At 71.0% G+C, this 15,239-nt stretch carries 14 protein-coding genes and 1 tRNA gene; 8 read left to right on the plus strand and 7 right to left on the minus strand.

Going from position 1 to position 15,239, the window contains the following annotated elements; translation table 11 throughout:
- Window positions 1–12 precede the first annotated feature (12 nt).
- Window positions 13–1,641: a metallophosphoesterase family protein gene (locus IF78_RS0124010; RefSeq protein ID WP_031484422.1), complete on the minus strand. Its 1,629-nt coding sequence runs from the start codon at window positions 1,639–1,641 to the stop codon at window positions 13–15.
- Between the two features lie 85 nt (window positions 1,642–1,726).
- Here IF78_RS0124010 and IF78_RS0124015 point away from each other — a divergent pair, with 85 nt between their 5' ends.
- The 6 genes from IF78_RS0124015 to IF78_RS0124040 all read left to right on the plus strand — a co-directional run bounded on the left by IF78_RS0124015 (window position 1,727) and on the right by IF78_RS0124040 (window position 9,076).
- Entirely contained in the window at window positions 1,727–2,077 is a 351-nt protein-coding gene (locus tag IF78_RS0124015; protein ID WP_031484424.1) for a metallopeptidase family protein, read from the plus strand.
- Window positions 2,078–2,185: 108 nt separating this feature from the next.
- Window positions 2,186–2,731 (plus strand): hypothetical protein, encoded by a 546-nt coding sequence (locus tag IF78_RS0124020; protein ID WP_031484425.1) that lies wholly within the window; start codon window positions 2,186–2,188, stop codon window positions 2,729–2,731.
- Between the two features lie 284 nt (window positions 2,732–3,015).
- Window positions 3,016–4,899, plus strand: coding sequence for a DEAD/DEAH box helicase (locus IF78_RS0124025; protein WP_031498468.1), 1,884 nt, complete (start codon window positions 3,016–3,018; stop codon window positions 4,897–4,899).
- 245 nt (window positions 4,900–5,144) lie between these two features.
- Entirely contained in the window at window positions 5,145–7,223 is a 2,079-nt protein-coding gene (locus IF78_RS0124030) for an FG-GAP-like repeat-containing protein (RefSeq protein WP_234439877.1), read from the plus strand.
- 48 nt (window positions 7,224–7,271) lie between these two features.
- A complete protein-coding gene (locus tag IF78_RS0124035) occupies window positions 7,272–8,822 on the plus strand; it encodes an amino acid permease (RefSeq protein WP_031484431.1) in 1,551 nt (516 codons plus the stop codon).
- 181 nt (window positions 8,823–9,003) lie between these two features.
- Window positions 9,004–9,076 (plus strand) — tRNA-Lys (locus IF78_RS0124040).
- Between the two features lie 295 nt (window positions 9,077–9,371).
- Here the strand turns inward: IF78_RS0124040 and IF78_RS48530 are convergent.
- The 3 genes from IF78_RS48530 to IF78_RS0124060 are packed head-to-tail and all read right to left on the minus strand — an operon-like array spanning window position 9,372 to window position 11,494.
- A complete protein-coding gene (locus IF78_RS48530; RefSeq protein WP_158751487.1) occupies window positions 9,372–9,533 on the minus strand; it encodes a hypothetical protein in 162 nt (53 codons plus the stop codon).
- Window positions 9,534–9,569: 36 nt separating this feature from the next.
- Window positions 9,570–10,529 carry a DUF2207 family protein gene (locus IF78_RS0124055; RefSeq protein ID WP_031484433.1) on the minus strand — a complete coding sequence of 320 codons (960 nt, stop codon included), beginning with the start codon at window positions 10,527–10,529 and terminating at the stop codon, window positions 9,570–9,572.
- On the minus strand, window positions 10,529–11,494 hold the full coding sequence (locus IF78_RS0124060) for an FAD-dependent oxidoreductase (RefSeq protein WP_031484435.1): 966 nt from the start codon (window positions 11,492–11,494) through the stop codon (window positions 10,529–10,531). Before IF78_RS0124060 ends, IF78_RS0124055 begins: the two co-directional genes overlap by 1 nt.
- A gap of 162 nt (window positions 11,495–11,656) precedes the next feature.
- Here IF78_RS0124060 and IF78_RS0124065 point away from each other — a divergent pair, with 162 nt between their 5' ends.
- Window positions 11,657–12,604 (plus strand): LysR family transcriptional regulator, encoded by a 948-nt coding sequence (locus IF78_RS0124065; RefSeq protein WP_051828132.1) that lies wholly within the window; start codon window positions 11,657–11,659, stop codon window positions 12,602–12,604.
- Window positions 12,605–12,651: 47 nt separating this feature from the next.
- Here IF78_RS0124065 and IF78_RS0124070 read toward each other — a convergent pair whose 3' ends face one another.
- Genes IF78_RS0124070 through IF78_RS0124080 form a run of 3 tightly spaced genes read right to left on the minus strand, consistent with a single transcriptional unit; the run spans window position 12,652 to window position 14,251 of the window.
- A complete protein-coding gene (locus IF78_RS0124070) occupies window positions 12,652–13,086 on the minus strand; it encodes an arsenate reductase ArsC (protein ID WP_031484439.1) in 435 nt (144 codons plus the stop codon).
- A 44-nt stretch (window positions 13,087–13,130) separates the two neighbouring features.
- Window positions 13,131–13,877 carry an aquaporin gene (locus IF78_RS0124075; protein ID WP_167348326.1) on the minus strand — a complete coding sequence of 249 codons (747 nt, stop codon included), beginning with the start codon at window positions 13,875–13,877 and terminating at the stop codon, window positions 13,131–13,133.
- Window positions 13,874–14,251 carry an ArsR/SmtB family transcription factor gene (locus tag IF78_RS0124080; protein WP_031484441.1) on the minus strand — a complete coding sequence of 126 codons (378 nt, stop codon included), beginning with the start codon at window positions 14,249–14,251 and terminating at the stop codon, window positions 13,874–13,876. Before IF78_RS0124080 ends, IF78_RS0124075 begins: the two co-directional genes overlap by 4 nt.
- Window positions 14,252–14,338: 87 nt before the next feature.
- On the opposite strand from IF78_RS0124080, the gene arsM reads away from it, so the two are divergent.
- Window positions 14,339–15,121: an arsenite methyltransferase gene (gene arsM / locus IF78_RS0124085; protein ID WP_031484442.1), complete on the plus strand. Its 783-nt coding sequence runs from the start codon at window positions 14,339–14,341 to the stop codon at window positions 15,119–15,121.
- Window positions 15,122–15,239: the final 118 nt, after the last annotated feature.

The raw sequence follows: 15,239 nt of genomic DNA on the forward strand, positions 1-15,239 counted from the left end.
CGCCAAAACGGTTTACGGGACGCGGGCGGGGGACGGGCTCGGAGGGCTGGGAGAGGGGCTCGAAGGGCTCGGGGAGTCCGTCGCGCCTGGCTGGTTCTCCTCGGGCAGGTGGCGGCGTACCTCCGCCGTCGTCAGGCCCAGGCCGCCCAGTTCGATCTCGTCCCAGGCCTGGAGGCGGCGCGTGTCGCGGTCGAAGTAGAGGATCGACGTCTGGATGGGGTCGGGGTGTTTGCCCTCGATCGCGCGCAGGCCGCTGCCGCCCGTGGAGCCCTCGATGCGCAGCCGGGTGCCGTACGGCAGGACCTCCATCTCCTGATGGTGGAGGTGGCCGGCGAGGACCAGCGGGACCTCGCCGTCGGTCTGGCGGGCCGCCACCGGTTCGTGGGCGATGGCCACGTCGACGGGGGTGCCGGCGGCCTCCTGGTCGCGCAGAGAGGTGGCCAGGCGGGCGCCGGCCAGTTCGTTCGCCGCGTCGCCGCCGGGGACCTGGGAGCGGTCGGGGGTGAACTGGGGGTCGCCGATGCCGGCGAAGCGCAGGCCGGCGATGGTCTTGGCCTTGCCGTCGTCCAGGACGTGGACGTTCTTCAGGCCTTCCAGGTAGCGCTGGGTGAGCCGCGAGTCGTGGTTGCCGCGGACCCAGACGTAGGGGGCGCCGAGGTCCTCGATGGGGTCCAGGAAGCCGTTCTCGGCGGCGGTGCCGTGGTCCATGGTGTCGCCGGAGTCGACGATCACGTTGACCTTGTACTGGTCGACGAGCGAGGCGATGATCTTCCAGCTCGCCGGGTTGAGGTGGATGTCGGAGACGTGCAGGACACGGATGGTGCTCGGGTCCGGGGCGTAGGCGGGGAGCGTGGAGGTGGCGTCGTAGAGCTTGGTCACGTTGGTGACCAGGCGGGCCAACTCCTTCTGGTAGACGTCGAATTCGGTGACGATGCTGCGTGCGTTGCCGACCAGGGACGGGGCGGAGGAGAGCAGGCCCGAGAACTTCGGCTCCAGGACCGATTCGGGGTTCCAGGTGGCGAACGCCGTGCCGCCTGAGGCGGCCAGGAGGGTGAGGGCGAGGCCGCCGGCCGCGAGGGCCCGGCGGGGGCGGCGGTAGACGGCGAGGCCGAGGGCGGTGGCGCCGGTGACGACGGCCACACAGCTGCGCAGGGCCAGGTCGCGGGTGCCGTGGGTGACGTCCTGGGTGACCTCGTCCTGGAGGCCGGAGAGGCGTTCGGGGTGGTCGACGAGGGCCTGGGCGCGGGCGGGGTCGAGCTGGTCGACGTTGACGTCCAGGCGGACGGGGGCGAAGTGGCTGTCCAGGTGGAGGGCGCCGAGCGGGGAGACGTTGATCTTCGTGCCGCCGGTGAGGGAGGGGCGCAGGGTCATCGTCGTGTTCATGGGGCCGACCGGGGCGCGGACGTTGCCGACGATCAGCAGGCCGAGCCAGGCGCCGAGGAGCACGACCGTGACCAGGCCGACGGCTCGAGTCCAGGGGTGGGGCTGGCTGACGAGTTCCGGGGTGGGGAGCGGGCGGCGGGTGGCGATGGGGGTCCCCCCGCGCGAGGTTGTTCGAGCGTGGGGGAGGCGGGCCAGGGCGCGTGGGGCCCTGGGGAGCTGACCGAGGACCTTCATGACTGCGGCGGGGACGCGGGCCATTGGTCCCGTATGCCCAAGTGCCGGGGTGGATATGCGGGGCTGTTGGCGGCTCTCGTACGGCGGTGTCGTACCCGACAATGGGCCTGTGCTGGAGATGACGCGCGAGGAGTTCGAGGAACTGGTCGGCGAGGCGCTGGACCGGATTCCACCGGAGTTGACGCGGCTGATGGACAACGTCGCGGTGTTCGTCGAGGACGAACCGCCCGTGGACGATCCCGAGCTGCTCGGGTTGTACGAGGGGACTCCGCTGACCGAGCGCGGGGAGTGGTACGCCGGGGTGCTGCCGGATCGGATCACGATCTACCGGGGGCCGACGCTGCGGATGTGCGAGTCGCGGGAGGAGGTCGTCGAGGAGACCGAGGTGACGGTGGTGCACGAGATCGCGCATCACTTCGGGATCGACGACGCGCGGCTGCATGCTCTCGGCTACGGGTGAGCGGGCGCCGAAACCGGTGTCGAGGCTGTGCCGCCGGGCGCGTGTCCTCTTGTGGGCGGCGGGAGTTGGGCATGTTGACTTCTTCGCCCGCCCTTGGAGGTGGCTCGCGTGCGCCCCTTGTACGTACCCGTCCGTCTGACCGCCACGGTCATGGCCGTCGCTGCTGCCGCCGGCTGCATGAGCGTGAGCGACGACGGCGGAGGCGGGAGTGCGAAGCCGTCGCAGTCGGCCGGGCAGCGGGGTGGTGAGGCCCCCGACGGGGGGTCGGCCGTGTCCGGTGGCGGGGCCGGCGCCGGAGTCCACGCGGAGGGCGGCCAGCGGGAGAAGGACAAGGGCAAGGACGGCAAGGGCGGGCGGGGGAAGAAGGCCGGGGAGTCCGCGGTTCCCTCGGCTTCGCCGTCCGCGGCGGCGAGCGCGTCCGCTCCGGCGGGGGGCAAGCCGGTACGGCCGGGGCAGAGCGAGCAGCCGGGGCCCACGCGCCCGGCCGATCCGACGCCCACCCGGACGCCGGACCCCGTGCCGACGCCGACCGAGCAGCCGACGTCCGCCACGCCGACGCCCACGCAGGCCGAGCCGTCCTCGTCGGCCCACGAGCAGACGGGACCGCAACTGGCCCAGCGGGAGCCGGCACCGGCCGCGGGGGCGCCGGCGTGAGGTGGGATGGGTGGGCCTGCGGGGGTGGTCGCACGTGAGGTGGCCTACGCGGATGGCCCTCAATACGTGACGTTGCCTACACGGGTGGCCGTCGGTTTGCCTTGGGGGGCTGAGGGTGCGTATGGTGGTAGATCGTTTGATCCCATTTGCCCGGCGCCACTGCAGAGCGCGCCGTGTGGCGCGTACTCTCCCTTGCCGTGGCGGACCGCATTGAGGCGGTCGTATTGCGAATCACGGAGTTGACGGGCGCGTGCCGACGAGACTCCGGAAGGTTTCGCATACGCATGTCCATTTCCAGTACTGATCACGTCGTCGTGCCCGAGAACGGCGAGAACGAGGCTGTCGAGGAGACCCCCGAGGTCACCTTCGCGGACCTCGGTCTCCCCGAGGGCGTCGTGCGCAAGCTCGCGCAGAACGGCGTGACCACCCCCTTCCCGATCCAGGCCGCGACCATCCCGGACGCCCTGGCCGGCAAGGACATCCTGGGCCGTGGCCGCACCGGCTCCGGCAAGACGCTGTCGTTCGGTCTGCCGACGCTGGCCCGCCTGTCCGGCGGCCGCACCGAGAAGCACAAGCCGCGCGCCGTCATCCTCACCCCGACCCGCGAGCTCGCGATGCAGGTCGCGGACGCGCTCCAGCCGTACGGCGACCAGCTCGGTCTGAAGATGAAGGTCGTCTGCGGCGGTACGTCGATGGGCAACCAGATCTACGCCCTGGAGCGGGGCGTGGACGTGCTGGTGGCCACCCCGGGCCGACTGCGCGACATCATCAACCGCGGCGCCTGCTCCCTCGAGGACGTCGAGGTCGCCGTGCTCGACGAGGCCGACCAGATGTCCGACCTGGGCTTCCTGCCCGAGGTCACCGAGCTGCTGGACCAGGTTCCGGCGGGCGGTCAGCGGATGCTGTTCTCCGCGACCATGGAGAACGAGATCAAGACCCTCGTCGACCGGTACCTGACGGACCCGGTCCTGCACGAGGTCGACGCGGCGCAGGGCGCGGTGACGACCATGTCGCACCACATCCTGATCGTGAAGCCCAAGGACAAGGCGCCGGTCACCGCCGCGATCGCCTCCCGCAAGGGCCGCACCATCATCTTCGTCCGCACCCAGCTGGGCGCCGACCGTGTCGCCGAGCAGCTGCGTGACGCCGGTGCGAAGGCCGACGCGCTGCACGGCGGTATGACGCAGGGCGCCAGGACCCGGACCCTCGCGGACTTCAAGGACGGGTACGTCAACGTCCTCGTCGCGACCGACGTGGCCGCGCGCGGTATTCACGTCGACGGCATCGACCTGGTGCTGAACGTCGACCCCGCCGGCGACCACAAGGACTACCTGCACCGGGCCGGCCGTACGGCGCGTGCGGGTCGTACCGGCACGGTCGTGTCGCTGTCGCTTCCGCACCAGCGCCGCCAGATCTTCCGGCTGATGGAGGACGCGGGCGTCGACGCCTCGCGCCACATCATCCAGGGCGGTGCCGCCTTCGACCCGGAGGTCGCTGAGATCACCGGCGCCCGTTCGATGACCGAGGTGCAGGCGGAGTCGGCCGGCAACGCCGCTCAGCAGGCCGAGCGTGAGGTCGCCCAGCTCACCAAGCAGCTGGAGCGGGCGCAGCGCCGTGCCGTCGAGCTGCGTGAGGAGGCGGACCGGCTGGTCGCCCGGGTGGCGCGCGAGCGGGGCGAGGACCCTGAGGCGGCGGTGGCCGAGGCGCAGGCGGCCGCGGTGGTCGAGGCCGCCGAGGTGGCCGTGCCCGAGCAGCCGGTGGCGCAGGACGTCGACAAGGCGGAGGCTCCGGCGTACGAGCGTCGTGAGCGTCGGGACAACGACCGTGGCGGTTTCCGTCGGGACGACCGTCGGGACGACCGGGGTGGGCGTTCCTTCGAGCGTCGGGACGATCGCGGTGGGTTCAACCGTGACCGTGGTGACCGTGGGTTCGAGCGCTTCCGCCGGGACGACCGTCCGGCTGCCGGGCGTTCCTTCGAGCGCCGTGACGAGCGTGGCGGTCACCGTGGCAGCGACCGCCCCTTCAACCGCGACCGCCGCGACGACCGGCCGGGCTTCCGCTCCGGCGGCCACGAGCGTCCGTACGGCCGTCGTGACGACCACCGTGGCACCGGTGGCGGCTCCTTCGGGCGGCGTGAGGACAAGCCGCGTTGGAAGCGCAACGGCTGACGCCGGCTGATTTGACCTCGAAGGGCCCGTACGACTCCGGTCGTACGGGCCCTTCGCACGTTCGTGGGACGGCGGAAGAGTAACCGTTCGCTTTTCGACTACCGCCAGTTGTGTGGTGGTTGTTAGCATCCGCTGACTTTCTTGAGGTGCGCGGCCGGGGGGATTCGACGCGGGTGCGCCTGCCTCGCTCTCGTTTCCCTGGGGAGGGACCCTTGGCTCGGCGCGTGCGCGCACGCTCTTTTCTGGTGGGTCTGGCAGCTCTGAGCGCCGGCTCGCTGACGATCGTGGCCCCTGCGGCCGCGGACACCACACCCACGCCCGTCCAGACGGTGGACGGCGTGTGGGGCATCGACTTCGCCGGCGGCATCCTGACGACGGCCGAGACCGCCCCGAACGGAGACCCGTACGTCACCAACCGCCCGATCTCCGCGGACGGCGCCTCGGCGGGCGACCGCACCGCATGGATCTACGCCGGCACTTTCGCGCACGGCCAGCACGTGAAGAGGGTGCCGTGCGACGCCGGCTCCTGCGTGGTTCTGCGGGCGGCTGGCAACGGAAACGTCGGTGTCTTCTTCGCGGACGGCGACAAGGAGAAGGCACAGATCTGGGACGCCCCCGACAGCTACCACTCGGCGTCGGAGCCCGCCGTGGCCGGCGCCCGGTTCGTGGATCTCACCGGCCGGTACTTCGCCTACGACGCGCCGTCCACCGGCAAGCAGTACGTCGACGCCACCCACCGCTACCACGGCCATGATGTGCGCCTCACCCGCTCCGTCACCGCCGCCTCCCTGTGGGGCTCGCGGCTGTGGGCGCCGGGCTCGGGCGCCGGGGTCGTCACCGCGTACGACCTGGAGCGGAAGAAGACCGTCGAGACGCTCACCACGGGCGCGCCCTGCACGGTCAAGGAGCTTCAGGCGGTGGGCCGTTGGATCTACTGGAACTGCGGGCCCACGGGCGCCGCGGGAGTGTACGACCGTGCGGCGAAGAAGAAGATCACCGTGCCGTCCGGGCCCGCCCTCGTCGGCGACGGCTATCTCGTCCGGCACGACCGGCCGGCCGGGAAGCTGATGCTCACCGACTTCCACACCGGTACGGCCGCCGCGCCGCGCCCCATCGCCGACCTGCCGGGCGGGAACACCGCCGACCAGCGACGGCTGACCTGGGCCGTGGACAGATTCGGCGGCGACATCGCGTACGTCGAGCAGGGCAAGGCGATCCGGATCGTGCCGAGCGGTGTGCCGTCGTCGGCTCTGTCGGTGATCGAGGCGGAACCGGACGACGGCTATGTGGGCGCCAAGGACGACCGCTGGAACAGCACCTGGCAGTTCAACAAGCCGGCGTCCTGGAAGTTCACGGTGAAGGACTCTCGCGGCCGTGCCGTGTACACCGACACCGGCACCACGACCGGAGCCGAGGCCGAGGCCGGCTGGAACGGGAAGACGGACGCGGGTACGTACGCCTACAACGGCCGTTACACCTGGGCCCTGAGCGCCACCGCGACCGAGGGCGGCGGCTCCTACACGACCAGCGGCACCTTCGGGCTCTCGGGCGGCCGCCAGGGCCACCACGACCAGGGCGGCTACAGCTACGGCGAGCTGGTCACCCTCAACTCGTCGGGCGCGCTGACCCTGCACTACACCGAGGGCATAGGGGCGTTCGACTGGAAGCAGTCCGCCTCCGGCTGGCCCGCCGGGACCGTGGCCGTCCCGTTCGGCGACATGGGCACCGACCGCTGCTCCGAGATGCTGGTGCGGATGCCCGGTGGGGAGCTGCGCCGGTACGCGGGCAAGTGTGGGTCGTCGTACAGCCCGTCGAGCAGTCACACCTCCCTCGGCACTGGCTGGAACGCCTACGACGTCCTGACCGCGCCCGGCGACCTCACCGGCGACGGCCGTACGGATCTGCTGGCGCGTCAGGCGTCCACGGGTGACGTCTTCGTGTTCGCGAACGACGGCGCCGGGAAGCTGAAGGCGCGCGTGAAGATCGCCTCGGCCTGGAAGGGCTACACGCGGATGGTCGGCGCCGGTGACCTGACCGGCGACGGGATCGGTGACGTGCTGGCGCGTGACAAGTACGGGGCGCTGTACCGGCTCGACGGTGCCGGCGCCGGGAAGCTGAAGGCCCGGGTGAAGATCGCTGCCCAGTGGGGGGCGTCGTACAACGCCGTGGTCGGTGTCGGCGACATCACCGGGGACGGGAAGAACGACCTGGTCGCGCGGGACACCGCGGGCAACCTGTACCGCAACTCCGGGAACGGGAACGGGACGTTCGGGCCGCGGGTGAAGATCGCGAGTGGCTGGCAGGGCTACAAGGGCCTTTTCTAGCCAAGCTGTGACGTGTGTCATGCCCCCGGCGAGGGAATCGCTGGGGACATGACAGATGACGCCATGGCGAGTGGGCGGTCTTCCGGGGGGATCTCGGACGAAGAGCGGCTGGCCCAGCTCGGCTACACGCAGGTTCTCGCCCGCCGCATGTCGGCGTTCTCCAACTACGCGGTCTCCTTCACGATCATTTCGGTCCTGTCGGGCTGTCTGACCCTGTATCTGTTCGGCATGAACACCGGCGGCCCGGCCGTGATCACCTGGGGCTGGGTCGCCGTAGGGCTGATGACGTTGTTCGTCGGTCTGTCGATGGCGGAGATCTGTTCGGCGTACCCGACATCCGCCGGCCTGTACTTCTGGGCGCACCGGCTCGCGCCACCCCGCACGGCCGCCGCCTGGGCGTGGTTCACGGGGTGGTTCAACGTGCTGGGCCAGGTGGCGGTGACGGCCGGCATCGACTTCGGGGCCGCGTCCTTCCTGGGCGCGTACCTGAATCTGCAGTTCGGCTTCGAGGTGACGCCGGGGCGGACGATCCTGCTCTTCGCGGGAATCCTGATTCTGCACGGCCTCCTCAACACCTTCGGCGTCCGCATCGTGGCCCTGCTCAACAGCACCAGCGTGTGGTGGCACGTGCTGGGCGTGGCGGTGATCGTCGGGGCGCTGACCTTCGTACCGGACGAGCACCAGTCCGCGTCCTTCGTGTTCGGCGAGTTCGTGAACAACACGGGCTGGGGCAGCGGGGTGTATGTGGTGCTGCTGGGGCTGCTGATGGCTCAGTACACGTTCACCGGGTACGACGCCTCGGCCCATATGACGGAGGAGACGCACGACGCGTCGACGGCGGGCCCGAAGGGCATCGTGCGGTCGATCTGGACGTCGTGGATCGCGGGGTTCGTGCTGCTGCTCGGCTTCACGTTCGCGATCCAGTCGTACGAGGGTGCGCTCACCTCACCGACGGGCGCACCGCCCGCGCAGATCCTGCTGGACGCGCTGGGGGCGACGGCCGGCAAGCTGCTGTTGCTGGTGGTGATCGGCGCGCAGCTGTTCTGCGGGATGGCGTCCGTGACGGCCAACAGCCGCATGATCTATGCCTTTTCGAGGGACGGGGCGCTTCCCTTCTCCCACGTGTGGCACACGGTCAGCCCGCGGACGCGGACGCCGGTGGCGGCGGTGTGGCTGGCGGCGGGCGGGGCGCTGGTCCTCGGACTGCCGTACTTGATCAACCTGACGGCGTACGCGGCGGTGACCTCGATCGCGGTGATCGGCCTGTACATCGCATACGTCATCCCGACGCTGCTGCGACTGCGCAAGGGGGAGGCCTTCGAGCGGGGGCCGTGGCACCTGGGGCGCTGGTCGGCGGCCGTGGGCGTGGTGGCGGTGGTGTGGGTCGGCGTGATCACCGTGCTGTTCATGCTGCCGCAGGTGTCCCCGGTGACCTGGGAGACCTTCAACTACGCCCCGGTCGCCGTGCTGGTGGTTCTCGGGTTCGCGGCGGTGTGGTGGGCGGTCTCGGCCCGGCACTGGTTCCTCAATCCCGAGCATGAGCGGACGGCCGCGCGGGAGGCGAGGCGGGCGGGGGCGCCCGAACCGGTTGATCCCTAGGGCTCCGGTGCGCCGTAATTTCGTGGCACCGGGCGCGTTAGGGCTCGCTCGTGAGCGCTCGCTCCGGCGCGGTACGTGACCGCTGTCCGCACCCGTTCGTAGCCGCCGACGCGGCCGTGACCCCGATACCCGATCGGAGACACGGCCGGGTCCGGCTATGCTCGGGGTGGCAACATCGCCTGGGCCCTTAGCTCAATTGGCAGAGCAGTGGACTTTTAATCCATTGGTTGTGGGTTCGAGTCCCACAGGGCCTACGGTGCGGGTGACGGGGATACACCCTCTGACCTGCTGTGCAGCGCCTGAGTCGGCTTCGGTCGGGTCGGGCGCTGCTTCGTTTTCAAGTGTCAGGACTCCGTGGTCAGGCCGAGGGTCACGGCCAGTTCGCCGAGGCACTGTTCGAAGAGCGGTTCCATGTCGGTCAGGACGAAGTCCATCTGGGACGTACCTCTCCTTCTTCCAGTTTTGTCAGGTTGGCACTGGCGCGGCAGGTTTTGCCAAGGCTCTGGCCAAGGGGGCGTCGATCGCAGGAATCGGCGCTGCCGTTCGGTGCTATGCGTACACGCTGGCGAAGCAGTCCACGCCTGCACAGAAGCGGGCCGTCATGATCGCGTCGTACATGGAGAGCGATTCGCGGTCGCCGTAGCTGGTCGTGAAGTCCGTGAACGCCCCCGCGGAGTTTCCCGGCGCGTAGTTCTGTCGCCCTGGTCGCATGCTCGGCCAGGGCGACAGCTGTGACCGGACGCTGTCTCACCCACCCCCGCCGCCTCCGCTGTCCGCGCCCGGTGGCCGAAGGGGAGCGATGGTGCCGACGATCGCGTGGGCAAGGGCGGCGAGCCCATGGGGCGGGGGATCGTCGAGAAGGGCCGTGTGGCGGGTGGTGTCGAGGGCGTAGTGCTCGCGCAGGCGCTCTTCCCACTCGGAGCCGAATCCGTGCAGCATCGCGAAGGGCAGCGCCTGCTCGTAGAACGTGAGCGAGGCCTGGTCCGGCGGCAACGGGTCGTCGTGGGCCAGGAGCTCTCGCAGTCGGTCGGCGTACGCGCGGGCCGCGTCGCGCACTCGTCGGCCCTCCCCGGTGAGGAACCAGTCGATCGACGGCGCGACCCAGGCCAGGCCGGCTCCCGCTACGGTGCCGTAGGCCAGGCCGATGCCGGCCGCCGGGGAGATCGCGCCCGCTGTCTGGGCCAGCACAAGCGTGCCGGAGAGCCCGGGGTAGAAGCTCAGGACGCCCAGGGCCCGCATGCAGCCCCTGGCCGAGACCGGCCGGGTCCGAGCCCATCCGGCTCGCCGCAACTCCTCGTCGGCCGACCTTCTGACCGGGCGGACCAGATGAGCCCAGGTGGCGACTTGGTGATCGCCCTTGTATTCCGCGGCGAACGAGGCCGTCCGGACAGGGGTGCCGTCGACCCTGTCGGTGAACAGCAGTCGGAGGAGAAGCCGTTCGTCCGGACGGAGGTTCTCCGGGCTGGGGTCGGTGGACCGGTGGATTGTGCGGTCGTCGGGCACTCGGACCACGCCGCGCGTGGCCAGGTGAAGGATCTGGTGAGCGATGCTTCGGGCGACGGATTCGGTGGCGTTTGCGCGGCGCAGTGCGAGGAGGCCGTGGCCCAGCACACTGGCCTGGTCGTAGAGGCTGTCCAGGGTGCGCTGGAGCTGCTCCGCTGACGCGGTGGGGCCGGCGTTCTCGTCGGTAGGTCGGCGGCGGGGCATCAGCGGTCGCCGCCGAGTGCGAGGGCGGTGGCGGCATCGGCGCAGCCCCAGGCCAGGGTGACGCCGGCGCCGCCGTGCCCGTAGTTGTGGACCAGCCGTGTCCCCCCGTCCGGGACGTGCGGGTCGGCTTCCAGCCGGATCCCGCCGTTTCGGTGCGGCCGTAGCCCCACCACGTGCCCGATGACCGGGGCGTCGGCGAGTTCCGGCTGCAGGGCGGTGCAGCGGCGCAGGATCGCCTGGGCGGTGTCCGGGCAGGGCGCGGTGTCCCACCGGTCGTCCTCGAACGTGCCTCCCAGGACGACATCGGTGCTGCGGGGGTGGATGTAGGTGTAGCCGTCCGTGTCGTCCTCGTCCCGCAGGGAGACGTGCAGGCCGGGGTTGCCGACGAGGAGCAGCTGGCCCCTGACCGGCCGCAGCCGCGCATCACCGCACAGCGCGCGGGCGCCCAGGCCGGTGGCGTTGACGACCACCGGTGCCCACGCGGTCGCCTGGTCCAGGCGGTCGATCCGGCGCAGCACCAGCGTGCCGCCCGCCGCGGTGAACTGCTCCTGCAGCCACGGCAGGTAGCGGGGCATCTCCACGGACGGCACGGTGAACGCCAGACCGGCGGTGTAGGGCGCCCGTATCTCGTCCGCCCTCAGCCGACGTACGTCGGGGACGGCCGTCGTCCACCACCGAACGGCGGGAGGTTCGGCCCGCAGCAGCATCCTGGTCGGGCGCATCACCACCCCGGGGACACCGTCGGCCGCTTGGCGCGCGAGTTCGTCGAAGGTTCGGGTGGCCCAGTCCAGTACCCGCGGTTGGCCCGGTGTCCGGGTCGGGTACCAGACGGCCGCCGCGACCGACGAGGTGGTCGAGCCCGGCGGCTCGGCCGTGACCAAGGCGACCCGGGCGCCCGCCTGTTGCAACCGCAGCGCGCTGGTGAGCCCGATGACCCCGCCACCGACGACCGTCACATCGAACATCTCGGCACCACCGTCCTGACCTCGTGGAAAACCTCGCGGATGACCTCGTGGACCTCGCGGATTCGCGTACTGCCCAGTGCACAGCCCGGGCTGACGGACCGTCCAAGACCAGTCCTGCTCGATGCCATAAGAAGCGCTTATGGAAGCGCCTATAGTCGGTGGATGGACCTGCGACGGCTGCGGTACTTCGCGGTACTGGCCGAGGAGTTGAACTTCACCCGGGCCGCGCACAGGCTGCACATCGCCCAGCCCGCGCTGAGCCAGCAGATCAAGGCGCTGGAACGGGACATCGGTGCCCGGCTGCTCGACCGGACCAGTCGTGGCTGCGCCCTGACCGCCGTGGGTACGGTCGTGGCGCGTGAAGCCGTCGAACTGCTGGCCCACGCGGCCGCGGCGCAGGAGCGGATCCGTGCGGCACGCGACGGGCGGCGGGGGCAACTGCGCCTGGCCTACACACGCTCCGCCCGTGGGGGTGTCGTCGACGCCCTCGTCGCGCAGTTCCGCGCACGCAACCCGGATATCGACCTCGTCCCGCAGACGGGATGGACGGCACACAACGTCAGCGAACTGCTCGCCGGCCGGCTGGACGCGGCCTTCGTCCGCCCTCCACTGGACACACCGGGCATACAGTGCCGTCTGATCGCCCGGGAAGAACTCCTCCTGGCCGTCCCCGCCGACCACCCGCTCGCCGGCGAACGCCGGATCCCCCGCCACCGCATCGCCTCGGAACCGGTGATCCTGTGGCCGCGCGAGAACGGCCCGGGCATGCACGACCGGATCACCCAGCAGCTGTGGCCCCATGGCGGCCCGCGCATCGTCCGCGAGGAACCCGACGACGAGCAGCTTCTCCTCGCGGTGGCCACGGGTGCAGGAATCGCGCCGGTGCCCGAGGGGCGAGCGCGTGCGCTCCGGATACCCGGGGTGCGCCTACGTCGGCTGACCGCCCCCGTCCCCACCGTGGACATCGCCCTGGCCTACCACCGACGCACCGCCACTCCCCTGCTGGACCGGCTCCTGGATGTCGTCGAGTCGGTGGCCGACCAGGCGGGACCGGATGACTCCGGGGACCCGGTGGGTGGCGTGGGGCCGGGGTCGACGCCCAGGCCGTGATGGAGAAGCCATCAACGCACCCCGCGTGCGGTTGGGGTGACCCGAGCTCAGGGGGTCTTGCCGGCGGGCACGTCGAGGTCGGTCAGCAGTGCGCGGACCCGGCGCTCGATCTCGTCGCGGATCGGCCGTACGGCGTCCACGCCCTGACCTGCCGGGTCGTCCAGGGTCCAGTCCAGGTAGGTCTTGCCGGGGAAGACCGGGCAGGTGTCGCCGCAGCCCATCGTGATCACCACGTCCGAGGCCTGGACCGCCTCGGTGGTCAGGATCTTCGGGGTCTCGGCCGAGATGTCGATACCCGCTTCGCTCATCGCCGCCACCACCGCGGGGTTCACCGTGTCGGCGGGCGCCGAGCCGGCCGACCTGACCTCTACCGCGTCACCGGCGAGATGCGTGAGGAAGGCGGCGGCCATCTGGGAGCGGCCGGCGTTGTGGACGCAGACGAAGAGGACGGACGGGCGTTCGGCGGGGGTGCGGGTGCTCATGTCGGTGACCTGTTCTGGTGAGCCAGTCGGGGGGTGGGGGTGGGTCAGGGCAGTGTGGGGGTGGTGGCCTCCAGCGCCTCCCGGACCGGGGAGGGCTCCGGGCGTACGGCCGCCTTCTCGCGTCCGAACACCCCCGCCACCAGCGCCAGTCCGAGTGCGCCGCCCACCAACTGCGCCGCCACGAAGCCGCCGACCGAGGCCGGCGCGATCCCCGCGAACGAGTCGGTGAAGGCACGGCCGGCCGTCACCGCCGGGTTGGCGAAGGAGGTGGACGACGTGAACCAGTACGCGGCGCCGATGTACGACGCCACCGCGACTGGAGCGAGTGCGGCGCGGCCGACCCTGGGCAGGCCGAGGACGAGGAGGACCAGGCCGGCCGTGGCGACCACCTCGCCGAGCCACAGGTGACCGGCCGAGCGGTCGTGGGTGGACAGATGGACCAGCGGTCTGCCGAACATGGCGTCGGCCAGCAGCGCACCGGTGACCGCGCCCGCGACCTGGGCGGGAACGTACGCGGCCACGTCCCGCCCAGTCGGCCCGTCCCCGCCCCGGCGTCCGCTGAACCAGACGGCGAGTGTGACGACCGGATTGAAATGGGCGCCGGAGACCGGGCCGAGCAGCGTGATGAGCACGCCCAGGCCGAAGACGGTGGCCAGCGAGTTGGCGAGCAGCTGCACTCCGACGTCACGGGACAGCTCGGTGGCCTGGATGCCGGAGCCGACCACCACCGCGACCAGCGCCGCCGAGCCGACGGCCTCGGCTGCCACGCGCCGGGCCAGCGACGCGCTCACGCGGGCGCTCCGGCGGACTGCGGAGTCCTCAGGAACTGTGCGAGCCGGTCGAGGGTGTCGGGCAGCACCCAGTAGTAGACCCACGTACCCCGCCGCTCGCAGTCGATGAGCCCTGCCTGACGGAGGAGCTTGAGGTGGTGGGAGATCGTCGGCTGGGACAGCTCGAAGGCCGGGGTCAGCTCGCACACGCAGACCTCGCCGCCGTCCCGTGAGGCGATCATCGACAGCAGGCGCAGCCGCACCGGGTCGCCCAGGGCCTTGAACAGTTTCGCCAGCTCGGTGGCCCGGTCATCGTCCAGGGGTGCGGAGGCCAGGCCCGCGCAGCAGGCGTCGGCCGCTTCCTGGCCGAGCACCTCCAGCTCTTGTTTCGACATACTTCTATGTTGACATCCTTCTATGCAAGGCGCAAGGTTGCATAGAAGAACGTCAATGCAAGCCGAACGCGCATCCAGGAGTGAGTCATGAGCGAGCAGTCCACCCACCTGCGTGAAACCGTCCGCCGGCGGTACGCCGCCGCAGCCCTGAAGGTCACCGAAGGCGGCGCCGCCTGCTGCGGCTCGGACTGCTGCGGAGCCGACGGTCGCGGACCCGAGCCCCTCGAGGTCGACGAGAACTTCGGCTCCACGCTGTACGCCGCCGCCGACCGCGACACCCTCCCCGCCGAAGCCCTCGCCGCCTCCCTCGGCTGCGGCAACCCCACCGCCGTGGCCGAACTGCGCGAGGGCGAGCGCGTTCTCGACCTGGGCTCCGGCGGCGGCATCGACGTCCTGCTCTCCGCCCGCCGGGTCGGCCCGACCGGCAAGGCGTACGGGCTGGACATGACCGAGGAGATGCTCGCCCTGGCCCTCGCCAACGCGGCGAAGGCGGGAGTCGCCAACGTCGAGTTCCTCAAGGGCGCCATCGAGGCGATCCCCCTGCCCGCGAACACCATCGACGTCGTGATCTCCAACTGCGTCATCAATCTGTCCGTCGACAAGCCTGCCGTCTTCGCCGAGGCCTTCCGCGTGCTCAGGCCCGGCGGACGGATCGGCGTCACCGATGTCGTCGCCGACGACACCCTCACCCCCGCCCAGCGGGGCGAGCGCGGCGACTACGTCGGCTGTATCGCCGGCGCGCTCTCCTTCGCGGAGTACCGGGAGGGGCTGCAGGCCGCGGGGTTCACGGACGTAGAGATCACGCCCACGCACGCCGTCGCCGACGGCATGCACTCCGCCATCGTCCGGGCCGTGAAGCCGGCCACCTGACGGCAACCGGAGGGCGGGGGCTGTCACCCATCAGTCACAGCCACTCACCAGTCACAGCCGCTCATCAGTCACAGCGATTCCATCGCACCCGCCAGCCCCTGCCGCCTCACAGGAATGT

Origin of the sequence: Streptomyces bicolor, from assembly GCF_000719285.1 — a bacterium.
Lineage (GTDB): Bacteria > Actinomycetota > Actinomycetes > Streptomycetales > Streptomycetaceae > Streptomyces > Streptomyces bicolor.